Source organism: Pseudomonas sp. K5002, assembly GCF_013386655.1.
In the GTDB taxonomy this organism is placed as follows: domain Bacteria; phylum Pseudomonadota; class Gammaproteobacteria; order Pseudomonadales; family Pseudomonadaceae; genus Aquipseudomonas.
On sequence record NZ_JACARK010000585.1, the window covers coordinates 1 to 10,987 of the forward strand.

At 61.9% G+C, this 10,987-nt stretch carries 15 protein-coding genes and 1 pseudogene; 12 read left to right on the forward strand and 4 right to left on the reverse strand.

The features are described from left to right. The 6 genes and pseudogenes from HX846_RS23990 to HX846_RS24015 all read left to right on the forward strand — a co-directional run. Positions 1 to 197: pseudogene (locus HX846_RS23990) on the forward strand (nitronate monooxygenase); the annotation flags it as partial. A 118-nt stretch (positions 198 to 315) separates the two neighbouring features. Beyond that, the gene (gene modA, locus HX846_RS23995) at positions 316 to 1,083 is read left to right on the forward strand and encodes a molybdate ABC transporter substrate-binding protein (RefSeq protein ID WP_102604918.1); all 768 of its coding nucleotides are present in this window, start codon (positions 316 to 318) and stop codon (positions 1,081 to 1,083) included. Continuing rightward, a complete protein-coding gene (gene modB, locus HX846_RS24000) occupies positions 1,084 to 1,764 on the forward strand; it encodes a molybdate ABC transporter permease subunit (protein WP_003212595.1) in 681 nt (226 codons plus the stop codon). Continuing rightward, on the forward strand, positions 1,764 to 2,849 hold the full coding sequence (modC, locus tag HX846_RS24005; protein ID WP_178966220.1) for a molybdenum ABC transporter ATP-binding protein: 1,086 nt from the start codon (positions 1,764 to 1,766) through the stop codon (positions 2,847 to 2,849). The genes modB and modC overlap by 1 nt, the downstream gene beginning before the upstream one ends. A 91-nt stretch (positions 2,850 to 2,940) precedes the next feature. Then, entirely contained in the window at positions 2,941 to 3,969 is a 1,029-nt protein-coding gene (locus HX846_RS24010; RefSeq protein ID WP_178966221.1) for a DNA topoisomerase IB, read from the forward strand. A gap of 77 nt (positions 3,970 to 4,046) precedes the next feature. After that, positions 4,047 to 4,751, forward strand: coding sequence for a YoaK family protein (locus HX846_RS24015; RefSeq protein WP_177067374.1), 705 nt, complete (start codon positions 4,047 to 4,049; stop codon positions 4,749 to 4,751). A 141-nt stretch (positions 4,752 to 4,892) separates the two neighbouring features. On the opposite strand, the gene HX846_RS24020 is transcribed toward HX846_RS24015, so the two are convergent. Next, positions 4,893 to 5,246, reverse strand: coding sequence for a hypothetical protein (locus HX846_RS24020; protein ID WP_087693907.1), 354 nt, complete (start codon positions 5,244 to 5,246; stop codon positions 4,893 to 4,895). A gap of 109 nt (positions 5,247 to 5,355) precedes the next feature. Here HX846_RS24020 and HX846_RS24025 point away from each other — a divergent pair, with 109 nt between their 5' ends. After that, entirely contained in the window at positions 5,356 to 5,616 is a 261-nt protein-coding gene (locus HX846_RS24025) for a hypothetical protein (RefSeq protein WP_178966222.1), read from the forward strand. Between the two features lie 152 nt (positions 5,617 to 5,768). Here the strand turns inward: HX846_RS24025 and HX846_RS24030 are convergent, their stop codons facing one another. The 3 genes from HX846_RS24030 to HX846_RS24040 form a co-directional block, all read right to left on the reverse strand. Continuing rightward, positions 5,769 to 6,080, reverse strand: a complete 312-nt coding sequence (locus tag HX846_RS24030) for an AzlD domain-containing protein (RefSeq protein WP_008432487.1) — start codon at positions 6,078 to 6,080, stop codon at positions 5,769 to 5,771. Continuing rightward, positions 6,077 to 6,772: an AzlC family ABC transporter permease gene (locus tag HX846_RS24035; protein WP_003212602.1), complete on the reverse strand. Its 696-nt coding sequence runs from the start codon at positions 6,770 to 6,772 to the stop codon at positions 6,077 to 6,079. Before HX846_RS24035 ends, HX846_RS24030 begins: the two co-directional genes overlap by 4 nt. A 72-nt stretch (positions 6,773 to 6,844) precedes the next feature. Then, a complete protein-coding gene (locus HX846_RS24040) occupies positions 6,845 to 7,060 on the reverse strand; it encodes a hypothetical protein (protein ID WP_003212603.1) in 216 nt (71 codons plus the stop codon). A gap of 177 nt (positions 7,061 to 7,237) precedes the next feature. Between HX846_RS24040 and HX846_RS24045 the strand changes: the two genes are divergently transcribed. The 5 genes from HX846_RS24045 (at position 7,238) to HX846_RS24065 (ending at position 10,938) form a co-directional block, all read left to right on the forward strand. Further along, the gene (locus tag HX846_RS24045) at positions 7,238 to 7,594 is read left to right on the forward strand and encodes a metalloregulator ArsR/SmtB family transcription factor (protein ID WP_003212604.1); all 357 of its coding nucleotides are present in this window, start codon (positions 7,238 to 7,240) and stop codon (positions 7,592 to 7,594) included. A gap of 18 nt (positions 7,595 to 7,612) precedes the next feature. Next, entirely contained in the window at positions 7,613 to 8,896 is a 1,284-nt protein-coding gene (locus HX846_RS24050; protein ID WP_003212605.1) for an arsenic transporter, read from the forward strand. A 13-nt stretch (positions 8,897 to 8,909) separates the two neighbouring features. Then, the gene (locus HX846_RS24055) at positions 8,910 to 9,380 is read left to right on the forward strand and encodes an arsenate reductase ArsC (RefSeq protein ID WP_177020088.1); all 471 of its coding nucleotides are present in this window, start codon (positions 8,910 to 8,912) and stop codon (positions 9,378 to 9,380) included. 80 nt (positions 9,381 to 9,460) lie between these two features. Next, entirely contained in the window at positions 9,461 to 10,252 is a 792-nt protein-coding gene (locus HX846_RS24060; protein ID WP_178966223.1) for an AraC family transcriptional regulator, read from the forward strand. A gap of 74 nt (positions 10,253 to 10,326) precedes the next feature. Further along, a complete protein-coding gene (locus tag HX846_RS24065; RefSeq protein WP_178966224.1) occupies positions 10,327 to 10,938 on the forward strand; it encodes a LysE family transporter in 612 nt (203 codons plus the stop codon). Positions 10,939 to 10,987: the final 49 nt, after the last annotated feature.

A 10,987-nucleotide genomic window follows, 5' to 3' on the forward strand; every position in this document is an offset into this window, starting at 1 on the left:
AGTTGGGCGCGATCAACCCCACGGCGCCGGCGTTCCCGCTGTCCGGCGGTGCGTTGATGCCGCTCAAGGCCAAGGACGAAGCCGGCTTCAGCAACTTGTGGTCGGGCCAGGCGCTGCGCCTCGGCAAAGACATCTCCAGCTATGACCTGACGCTGCAACTGGCTGCGCAAACCCTGGAAAAACTCGGCCGACGCTGAACCTGAACTCCCGGGACAACTTTGCGCTGTACCGGCAGTGGCCAACCGCTATATATTCCCATACATAGCGGTAGACCCCTCTGCCTATAACAAGCCGCAAACCCCAAGGAGCTTCTTGATGATGATTCGCGCCTCACGCCTGGCCCCCACGGCCCTCGCTACCCTGATCGCCGCGTTTGCCTTCTCCTCGGCGAATGCCGATGAAGTACAGGTGGCCGTGGCTGCCAACTTCACCGCACCGATCCAGGCGATTGCCGCCGACTTTGAAAAAGACACCGGCCATAAACTGGTCGCTGCCTACGGCGCTACCGGCCAGTTCTACACCCAGATCAAGAACGGCGCGCCGTTTGAAGTGTTCCTCAGCGCCGACGACACCACCCCGCAGAAGCTCGAAGCCGAGGGCGACACCGTCAAGGGCTCGCGCTTCACCTACGCGGTCGGCACCCTGGCGCTATGGTCGGCCAAGGAAGGCTACGTCGATGCCAAGGGCGAAGTGCTGAAGAAAAACCAGTTCCAGCACCTGTCCATCGCCAACCCGAAAGCCGCGCCTTATGGCCTGGCCGCCACCCAGGTGCTGGCGAAGGAAGGCCTGACCGAGAAGGTCAAGGACAAGCTCGTTGAAGGCCAGAACATCACCCAGGCCTATCAATTCGTCTCCACCGGCAACGCCGAACTGGGTTTTGTAGCACTGTCGCAGATCTACAAGGACGGCAAAGTCACCAGCGGTTCGGCCTGGATCGTGCCGTCGTCGATGCATGACCCGATCAAGCAGGACGCGGTAATCCTCAACAAGGGCAAGGACAGCGCCGCCGCCAAGGCCCTGGTTGAATACCTGAAAGGTCCGAAAGCCGCCGCGGTGATCAAGTCCTACGGTTACGAGCTGTAAATGCCGCTGTCGAGTGCCGATTTTTCCGCGATCTGGTTGACCCTGAAACTGGCGTCGCTGACCACGGTCATCCTGCTGATCATCGGCACTCCGATAGCCCTCTGGCTGTCGCGCACCCGCTCGTGGTGGCGCGGCCCCATTGGCGCGGTGGTGGCCTTGCCGTTGGTGTTGCCACCCACGGTGATCGGCTTCTACCTGCTGCTGACCATGGGCCCCAACGGCTACTTCGGCCAGTTCACCCAATGGCTGGGCCTGGGCACCCTGACCTTCAGCTTCGCCGGGCTGGTGATTGGCTCGGTGATCTATTCGATGCCGTTTGTGGTGCAGCCGTTGCAAAACGCCTTCTCCGCCATTGGCACTCGCCCGCTGGAAGTGGCCGCGACCTTGCGGGCCAATCCCTGGGACACCTTTTTCACGGTGATCCTGCCCCTGGCGCGCCCAGGGTTTATCACCGCGTCGATTCTCGGTTTTGCCCACACCGTCGGCGAGTTCGGCGTGGTACTGATGATCGGCGGCAATATTCCCAACAAGACCCGGGTCGTCTCGGTGCAGATCTACGACCACGTCGAAGCCATGGAATATGCCCAGGCCCACTGGCTGGCCGGGTCCATGGTGGTGTTTTCTTTCCTGGTGTTGCTGGCGCTCTACTCCAGCCGTAAAACCAAGGCGGGCTGGAGCTGATGTCGATGATCGAGGTACGCCTGCAACTGAAGTATTCCGGGTTTGCCCTGGACGTCGACCTGCACCTGCCCGGTCGCGGGGTGACGGCGCTGTACGGCCATTCCGGCTCCGGCAAGACCACCTGCCTGCGTTGCATCGCCGGGCTGGAGCGGGCTGATGAGGGTTTCGTGCAGATCAACGACGAGGTCTGGCAAGACAGCCGCAAAGGACTGTTCGTGCCACCCCACAAACGCGCCCTGGGCTACGTGTTTCAAGAAGCCAGCCTGTTCCCGCATTTGTCGGTGCTGGCCAACCTGGAGTTCGGCCTCAAGCGCATCCCGCGCCAGCAACGCCGCGTGGAGATGGCCCACGCCACCGAGCTGCTGGGCATCGGCCACCTGCTGGACCGCCATCCGCAGCACCTTTCCGGCGGTGAGCGCCAGCGCATCGGCATCGCCCGCGCCCTGCTCACCAGCCCGAGCCTGTTGCTGATGGATGAACCGTTGGCCGCGCTGGACAGCAAACGCAAAAGCGAGATCCTGCCGTATCTCGAACGCCTGCATGACGAACTGGAGATTCCGGTGCTGTACGTCAGCCATGCCCAGGACGAAGTGGCGCGCCTGGCTGATCACATCGTGTTGCTCAGTGACGGCAAGGCCCTGGCCAGCGGCCCCATCGGCGAAACCCTGGCCCGGCTTGACCTGCCCATGGCCCTGGGCGACGACGCCGGCGTGGTGATCAACGGAACGGTCTGCGCCTACGACGAGCATTACCAGTTGCTCACCCTGCAATTGCCCGCGAGCCAATTGCAGATGCGCGTGGCCCATGCACCATTGGCGCTGGGCAAACAGTTGCGTTTCAAGATCCAGGCGCGGGACGTCAGCTTGAGCCTGCAGGCCGAGGAACACAGCAGCATCCTCAATCGCCTGCCGGTGACGGTGACCCAGGAAATCCCGGCGGACAACGCAGCCCACGTGCTGGTAAGCCTGGACGCCGCCGGCACGCCGCTGCTGGCGCGCATCACCCGTTACTCGCGGGACCAGTTGCAGCTGCATCCCGGCCAGACGCTGTGGGCGCAAATCAAGGCGGTGGCGGTACTGGCCTGACTGCCCGACAGCTGCTATGGGGGAGCAAACTTGTTGGCACGACCGCAAAACCCTGCGGTCAATCAGAAATACCTGCCAAGGAATTTGCGCCATGCCCGATCCTGCGTTGCTTGCCGACCTGCCCCGCGACCTGCATTACGTCGACGATACCCAGCCCGGGATCTCCCGCAAAAAGCTGCGGGGCAAATTCCAATACTTCAAGGCCGACGGCACACGCATAACCGATGCCGACGAAATCAAACGCATCAACGCACTGGCAGTGCCGCCGGCCTATACCGATGTGTGGATCTGCGCCGACCCGCGCGGCCATCTGCAGGCCACCGGGCGGGATGCCCGGGGGCGCAAGCAGTACCGCTACCACCCGCGCTGGCGCGAGGTGCGCGACACCGACAAATACTCCCGGCTGCAACAGTTCGGCAGCGCGCTGCCCAAGTTGCGCAAACAGTTGGAAGCACAGATCGAGGCGCCAGGGTTCAATCGGGAAAAGGTCCTGGCCACGGTGGTGCTGCTGCTCGACGCCACCCTGATCCGCGTCGGCAATACCCAATATGCCCGCGACAACCGCTCCTACGGCCTGACCACCCTGCGCACCCGCCATGTGGATATCAAGGGCAGTGAGATCCTGTTCCAGTTTCGCGGCAAGAGCGGCATCGAGCACCAGATCACCGTCAAGGACCGGCGCCTGGCCACGGTGATCAAGCGTTGCCTGGAGTTGCCGGGGCAGAACCTGTTCCAGTACCTGGACGAGAACGGCGAGCGCCATACCGTCAGTTCCACCGATGTGAATGCCTACCTGCACACCCTGACCGGCGCGGATTTTACCGCCAAGGACTACCGCACCTGGGCCGGCAGCGCCCTGGCGCTGGCAGTGCTGCGCGAGCTTGAGTGGCAGCCGGAATCCGACGCCAAGAAACATGTGGTGGAGATGGTCAAGAACGTTGCCAAGCAACTGGGCAATACCCCGGCGGTGTGTCGCAAGTGCTACATCCACCCGGCGGTGCTGGAGCATTTCAGCCTGGGCGAACTGGCGAAACTGCCCAAGCCCCGAGTGCGCAAAGGCTTGAAAGCCGAGGAAGTCGGGCTGGCGATGTTTCTGGAGCAACTGGCCGAACGCCTGTAAGTGCGCCAAGTCATTGCAGCGGAGCACGAAGCGCCCTACGGTAGTGGCCGGATAATCTCACCGAGGAACCCGGCCCCATGCTGCCTTCATCCCTGAAGCCCTACACCAACGCCGCCTTGCTGCATCGCCACAAATGGCGCGGGCGTGTCGGGTTGCTGCTGGTGGCCAGCCTTTCCGTGCTGGCGGGCATGACCGATGCGATTGGTTTCATGGCCAGCGGGGATTTTGTGTCGTTCATGAGCGGCAACACCACGCGCCTCGCCGTGGCGATCAGCGAAGGCGACCTGGGCCTTACCGGGCGCCTGACACTGCTGGTGGCGACGTTTATCGCCGGGAATGCGCTGGGCGTGATGGTCAGCCGCGTCAGCCGGCGCCACGCCCTGCCCCTGTTGCTGTGCATCGCCACCCTGCTGTGCGGGGCTGCGGCCTGGCCGTTCGCCGATCAATTGCCGGCGTTGCTGGCAGCGATCATCGCCATGGGCATGCTGAATGCCGCCGTCGAAGAAGTGAACGGGTTGCCCGTGGGGCTTACCTATGTCACCGGGGCGCTGTCACGCTTTGGTCGCGGACTGGGCCGCTGGATCCTCGGTGAACGCCGCAACGGCTGGCGCGTGCAACTGATCCCGTGGGCCGGGATGTTTGTGGGTGCGGTGATCGGTGCGTTGCTGGAGCACCACATGGGGATTCGTGCGCTGCTGGTCAGCGGGGTGCTGTCGGCGCTGTTGGGGCTGGTGTCGCTGAAGATTCCGCGGCGCTGGCACCTGGGGTACATGCCCCGCTAGAAAACAGTTGCCCTCCCGGCGCTCCGGCCTCGACATCCCTGTACCGGTAAAGAGCCGTCACGCCGGGTGAGCGGGAAAATACTAAAACAATGCCTGCGGGACTGTCCGCAGGGCATTTCTGAACTTTTCTAACGGAATGGATTACAGGCAGGTCGCCAGTGCCGCCAGGCGGCGCTTGGCCGGATAGTCATCCTGGGCCGCGTAATAGTTGACGGAGGCGCCGGCGCCGGCACTGCGCACGTCGACAAAATAGTCACCTGCCGTGGTGTAGATGGTGAAGCCACCAGCCTGTGCAGGCTCCATGAAACCACCGGCATCCACCCCGAACACCGCTTCATCCTGCCAGCCGAACTGGATGCACTGGGCAACCACCAGCGGAGCCTTGTCCGAGGCCAGGGTTTTGTAGGGCGCGCCGGTACGCGCCTCTTTCATCTTCGAGCCCGCGCAACCGGCCAGCGATGCCAGGACCAAAGCGCCAATTACCACCATCCGCATACCGAAGCTTCCTTGGAAAAAACGCGACTGTACCATTAGCAGGCGACACCGAAGGATTATTGCGTCACCCTGCCGCCTACTTACGAACCCGCTTTTACCCGGAAACCCCATGACACCCAATGCCGAGCGCTACAACCCCTCCACCGACTACGCCGACAAGCTGATCAGCTGCATCGGCCAGACGCCTTCGTGGATCGCCAAACGCATCGGCGTGACCGACAAGCGCATCCGCTACATCCTTGACGGCGAGCGCACCGTGAAGGGCGAAAGCACCCCGATCCAGATGACCTACACCGAGCAGTTTGCCCTGGAATGCCTGGCGGCCGAGGCGAAAGCCAACAAGAAAGCCGCCGCCCCGGTTATCGAATAGCTGACAGATTCATGAACTTTGTTTCACTGTGAAGGAAGACCTCGCCGCCTATAGTCGGCAGGCTCATTTTTAAGAAGTCTCCCTTCCAGCCTGCCCTCCCGCAGGCTTTTTTTTGCCTTGGTTTTGCTCCCCCCGCAGCAGGAGTTTGTTGGTCAGAGCAGCCAGCGGAACAGATAGAACAGCGCCATGCTCAGCAACACGGTGATCAGCACGCTACGGGTCCAGAACATCAACGCCACGGCGCTGATTCCGGCCAGCAGGTAGGGGTTGCCCACACTCAGGTTGAGCTTGTGATCAGCCAGGAAAATGATCGGGCCGCAGATGGCGGTGAGCATCCCTGGTACGGCAAACCCGAGAAACTCCCGCGCCCCGCGATTGAGGCGCACCGGCAGGCGCGGCTCGAGAAACAGGTAGCGGTTGAGAAACACGATCAGGCCCATGCCAAAAATCATCACGAAGATCATTGTTGCCCTACTCCCAGCCGCTTGCAGGCAAACCCTGCGCTCATCCCCAACACACCGGACACCACCACCGCCGATTCCCAGTGCAGGTAGCTCAGCCAAACCGAGCACAGCAACGACACGGCTACGCAGACGATGGTCGGCACGTCGCGCACTACCGGGGTGATCAGGGCGATAAAGGTCGCTGCGATCGAGAATTCCAGGCCCAGTTGATCCAGCCCGGGAATGCTTTTGCCGAGCACGATGCCGGCGAAGGTAAAGACGTTCCAGATGATATAGAACGTCAGGCCGACGCCCAGGGCGTACCAGCGATTGAAGGTCTGGCGGTCGTACTGGCTGACCAGGGCGAAGAATTCGTCGGTCAGCAAAAAGCCCAGGCTCATGCGCCACCGTGGTTTGAGCGGCGACAGCGTGGGACGCATGTGCATGCCGTAGAGCAAATGCTGGGAGGTCAGCAGCAAGGTGGTCAGCAGGATCGAAATCAGGCTGGCGCCGCTCTTGACCATGCCGATGGCCACCAATTGTGCGGCACCGGCAAACACGATGGTCGACAGCCCCTGGGCTTCCAGCGGCGTGAATTGGGCATCAATTGCAGTCGAACCGGCCAGCAATCCCCACGGCGCACACGCCAGGGACAATGGAATGATCGCAATCGCGCCACGGGAAAAGGCATTCAGAGGCAGAGCGTTAGGCATACACAACAAGCTCATCGACAGTCAGTCGACAAGCATGCCAGCGGTATCAGGGATTGTCTTGAACGATCGTGCTCAAGCCAGTTTGACCGACACCCGCTCCACCGCGTCCCGGGCTTCGCGCAGTTCGTGGGCGTCCTGGTTGAGCCGGTGGATGGTATTGAGCAGGCGCTGGCGCAGCACTTCATCGCTGAGCTTTTCGACGGCGCGCATCAGGTCAAACGCCGCGGTTTCGTTATTGTCCGCGACGGAATCCAGGGTCTTGCGCAGGTTGCGAGTGGCACGGGTCACACGTTTTCTTCCTTCATCACCAATGGGCAGGCACTTTAGGACATTTGTGTTTCAGTTTAATTTCAACCACTTGTCATCGATTGTCGGGCACTTGACGCAGGTCAATCGAAACAAGGTTTGACTAATATATATGGTAATCCGCATATTCGTATTTCCATATGTATCAAGGCACTGACCATGTCAGATCTTTTCTCCCCGCCCAACGTCTTCAAATGCCTGGCCGACGCCACCCGCGCCAGGCTGACGTTGTTGATCCTGCGTGAAGGCGAACTTTGCGTGTGCGAATTGATCCATGCTCTGGACGACAGCCAGCCGAAAATCTCCCGACACCTGGCGCAACTGCGCAGTTGCGGGTTGCTGCTGGACCGTCGCCAGGGCCAGTGGATTTATTACCGCCTCAACCCGGCCTTGCCGGAGTGGGTGACGGCAGTGCTCGACACCACCCTGCAAGCCAACCAAGCCTGGTTAAAAACAGACGCCCAGCGTCTGGAAACCATGGGTGACCGACCACAACGGGCCAGCGCCTGCTGCTGATCCTGCGGAGAGCTTTTCATGCTTGTTGCCGTTGCTATCTTTCTGTTCACCATCATTTTGGTCATCTGGCAGCCCAAGGGCCTGGGCGTGGGCTGGAGCGCCACGATGGGCGCGATCCTGGCCCTGGCGTGCGGGGTTATCAGCCTGGCCGACATCCCGGTGGTGTGGCACATCATCTGGAACGCCACCGGGACCTTCGTCGCGCTGATCGTCATCAGCCTGCTGCTGGATGAGGCGGGCTTCTTCGCCTGGGCTGCCTTGCATGTGGCGCGCTGGGGCCGTGGGCGCGGTCGGCGACTGTTCGCGTACATGGTGCTGCTGGGCGCGCTGGTATCGGCTTTGTTCGCCAACGACGGCGCGGCGCTGATCCTCACGCCCATCGTGATGTCGATGCTGTTGGCGTTGCGCTTTTCCCCGGCAGCCACCCTGGCGTTCGTCATGGGCGCCGGGTTTATCGCCGACACCGCGAGCCTGCCGCTGGTAGTCTCCAACCTGGTGAACATCGTCTCGGCCGACTATTTCAAGATCGGCTTCAACGAATACGCCGCAGTGATGGTGCCGGTGAACCTGGTGAGCGTCGCCGCGACCCTCGCCGTATTGCTGTGGTTTTTCCGCCGGGACATTCCGCAAACCTACGACCCGGCCGACCTCGACGACCCTGCCAGTGCGATCCACGACCGCGCCACTTTCCGCGCCGGCTGGTGGGTGCTGGGCATCCTGCTGGTGGGCTGCTTTGCCCTGGAACCGCTGGGCATTCCCATCAGCGCAATTTCTGCCGCCTGCGCCATATTACTGCTGGTGATCGCCGCCAAGGGCCACAAAATCTCCACCCGCAAGGTGCTGAAGGAAGCGCCCTGGCAGATCGTGATTTTCTCCCTGGGCATGTACCTGGTGGTCTACGGCCTGCGTAATGCCGGGCTGACCGACTACCTCGCGACCTGGCTCGACACCTTCGCAAGCTATGGCGTATGGGGCGCGGCCTTGGGCACCGGTGTGCTCACCGCGCTGCTGTCTTCGGCGATGAACAACCTGCCAACCGTGCTGATCGGCGCGCTCTCCATCGAGGCCAGCCACGCCGTGGGCGTGGTCAAGGACGCGATGATCTACGCCAACGTGATCGGCAGCGACCTCGGCCCCAAAATCACCCCTATCGGCAGCCTGGCGACCTTGCTCTGGCTGCACATCCTGGCACGCAAAGGCATCACCATCACCTGGGGTTACTACTTCAAGGTCGGGATCGTGCTGACCCTGCCGGTACTGTTGATCACCCTCGCCGCCCTGGCCTTGCGCCTGAGTTTCTGACGGAGTTCGCTTGATGAAAGTCCTGTTCATGTGCACCGCCAACAGCTGCCGCAGCATTCTTTCGGAAGCCTTGTTCAACCATCTGGCGCCGGACGGTTTCCAGGCCATCAGCTCCGGGAGTTTCCCCAAGGGCCAGGTGCTGCCACGCAGCCTGACCACGCTGAAAGCCGCCGGCATCAGCACGGAAGGCTTGTACAGCAAGGGCAACGACGCCTTTGAAGGCAGCCCGCCGGACATCGTCGTCACCGTGTGCGACAAGGCTGCTGGAGAAGCTTGCCCAGTGTATTTCGGCCCGGCGCTCAAGGCGCATTGGGGGTTGGAGGACCCGTCGGATGTTCAAGGCGATGAAGCCCAGGTCGACGCCGCGTTCCGCGCCACCCTGGAAATCATTGAACGGCGCTGCCGGGCTTTTTTCGAGATTCCGTTCGCCAGCCTCAGCCCCATCGAAATCAAGGCCAAGCTTGATCGCATCGCCACGCTGTAACCGAAGAGCCGGGCGAGTAGTCGATCTGAAGCCCTTTTCCGGCGTATGCTCGCGGGCAACGGTCACAGCGAGCCCCCTCAATGAGTTCCATTCAGCACGCCTGGCTGGGCAACTACGAAGTCAGCAGCACCACCTGCACCGGCCTGACATTTGCCCGCCACAGCCATGATGAATGCGTGATCGGCGTCAACCTGCTCGGCGAGGAACAGGTGTGGCTGGATCGTCGCACCTTCGAGGCCGGCCCAGGCAGCATCACCCTGTACAACCCGGGGCAGATTCAAGGCGGAGGCGCGGCCGAAGGGCAGCCGTGGCGGTTTGTCAGCTTGTATGCGACTGCCGAGCAATTGGCGGCTGACCTGGGCCTGGCGCACCTGGAGTTCGACCGTTCGCTGTGCTTCCAGCCGGCGTTGGCGATGAAACTCGCCGGGGCGATTGAAGGTGCGTTGAGTGTCGATCCGCTGGCCCGGGAGCTGAGTGAGGAAGCCCTGGTGGTGCTGCTCGGCGAAGTCGTCGGTTGCAGCGGCGTCCGCTTGCCTGGCAGCACTGCGGTGGGACGCGGGTTGGTGATCAAGGCCCAGGAATTGCTGGCTGAAAACCTGCACCAGGCGGTGGCACTCGAGACCCTTGGTGACGAGTTGGGCCTGTCGAAATTCCATCTGCTGCGGGCTTTTCAGAAAGAAACCGGGCTGAGTCCACGCCAGTGGGCGATGCAACTGCGTACCCGGCGCGCCAAGGGGCTGTTGCGCTCAGGCGTTGCGGCGTCGCAGGTTGCCCATGCCTTGGGGTTTGCTGACCAGAGCCATCTGAATCGGCATTTCCGGGCGGCCTACGGGATCACACCGGGGCGCTATCAACGCGTGCTCAAGGGCTGAAAAGCGCAATCTGGTTCAAGACGACTTACACACCCTTCCCTAAAATGCCGGCCATCACTTGAAGGAAGGCAGGCATGTTGACGATCTTTTTTTCGGCGCTGGTGTTTGGGTTTGTGTTTTGCCTGTCGCCGGGGGCGGTGCTGGCGGAGACGCTGCGCCGTGGGCTGTTGCAGGGGTTTGCCCCTGCGTTGTTGGTGCAGATCGGTTCGCTGGTGGGCGATGCCGTGTGGGCGGTGATCGGGCTTACGGGCATGGCGTTGTTGATCCAGCATGAGTCGGTGCGGGTGCCGCTGACGGCCGTTTGTGGGCTGTATCTGGCCTGGCTCGGGATTCGCAGCCTGATGGATGCCTGGCACTTGCCAGAGGCCGGGAGTGCGCCGGCCAGGTCCGGGCAGAATGCGCTGGTGGTGGGGGCGGCGATTTCCCTGGCCAATCCGAAGAACATTGTCTATTGGGGGGCGCTGGGGAGTGCGTTATCGGGGATAGTCGGGGCGGCGCCTAGCCATGGGCAGACGTTGATGTTTTTTGCGGGGTTTATGCTGGCTTCGGTGTTGTCGTGTTTTTTGATTGCGGGGTTGGTCAACTTGCTGCGGCGGAATGCTTCGCCCATGTGGCAGAGGGTTAGCTATGGGGCTTGTGGGGTGGTGCTGCTGTATCTGGCGATTTTGGCGTTGCGGGGGATTTGAGGGGCATATCCGTTATTTGGGTAACGGCGGCCTATGGTTCCGCTCTTAC

Coding starts and splice junctions, on each gene's coding strand:
- modA (WP_102604918.1), top strand. CDS start 316: ATGATGATTCGCGCCTCACGCCTGGCCCCCACGGCCCTCGCTACCCTG.
- modB (WP_003212595.1), top strand. CDS start 1,084: ATGCCGCTGTCGAGTGCCGATTTTTCCGCGATCTGGTTGACCCTGAAA.
- modC (WP_178966220.1), top strand. CDS start 1,764: ATGTCGATGATCGAGGTACGCCTGCAACTGAAGTATTCCGGGTTTGCC.
- HX846_RS24010 (WP_178966221.1), top strand. CDS start 2,941: ATGCCCGATCCTGCGTTGCTTGCCGACCTGCCCCGCGACCTGCATTAC.
- HX846_RS24015 (WP_177067374.1), top strand. CDS start 4,047: ATGCTGCCTTCATCCCTGAAGCCCTACACCAACGCCGCCTTGCTGCAT.
- HX846_RS24020 (WP_087693907.1), bottom strand. CDS start 5,246: ATGCGGATGGTGGTAATTGGCGCTTTGGTCCTGGCATCGCTGGCCGGT.
- HX846_RS24025 (WP_178966222.1), top strand. CDS start 5,356: ATGACACCCAATGCCGAGCGCTACAACCCCTCCACCGACTACGCCGAC.
- HX846_RS24030 (WP_008432487.1), bottom strand. CDS start 6,080: ATGATCTTCGTGATGATTTTTGGCATGGGCCTGATCGTGTTTCTCAAC.
- HX846_RS24035 (WP_003212602.1), bottom strand. CDS start 6,772: ATGCCTAACGCTCTGCCTCTGAATGCCTTTTCCCGTGGCGCGATTGCG.
- HX846_RS24045 (WP_003212604.1), top strand. CDS start 7,238: ATGTCAGATCTTTTCTCCCCGCCCAACGTCTTCAAATGCCTGGCCGAC.
- HX846_RS24050 (WP_003212605.1), top strand. CDS start 7,613: ATGCTTGTTGCCGTTGCTATCTTTCTGTTCACCATCATTTTGGTCATC.
- HX846_RS24055 (WP_177020088.1), top strand. CDS start 8,910: ATGAAAGTCCTGTTCATGTGCACCGCCAACAGCTGCCGCAGCATTCTT.
- HX846_RS24060 (WP_178966223.1), top strand. CDS start 9,461: ATGAGTTCCATTCAGCACGCCTGGCTGGGCAACTACGAAGTCAGCAGC.
- HX846_RS24065 (WP_178966224.1), top strand. CDS start 10,327: ATGTTGACGATCTTTTTTTCGGCGCTGGTGTTTGGGTTTGTGTTTTGC.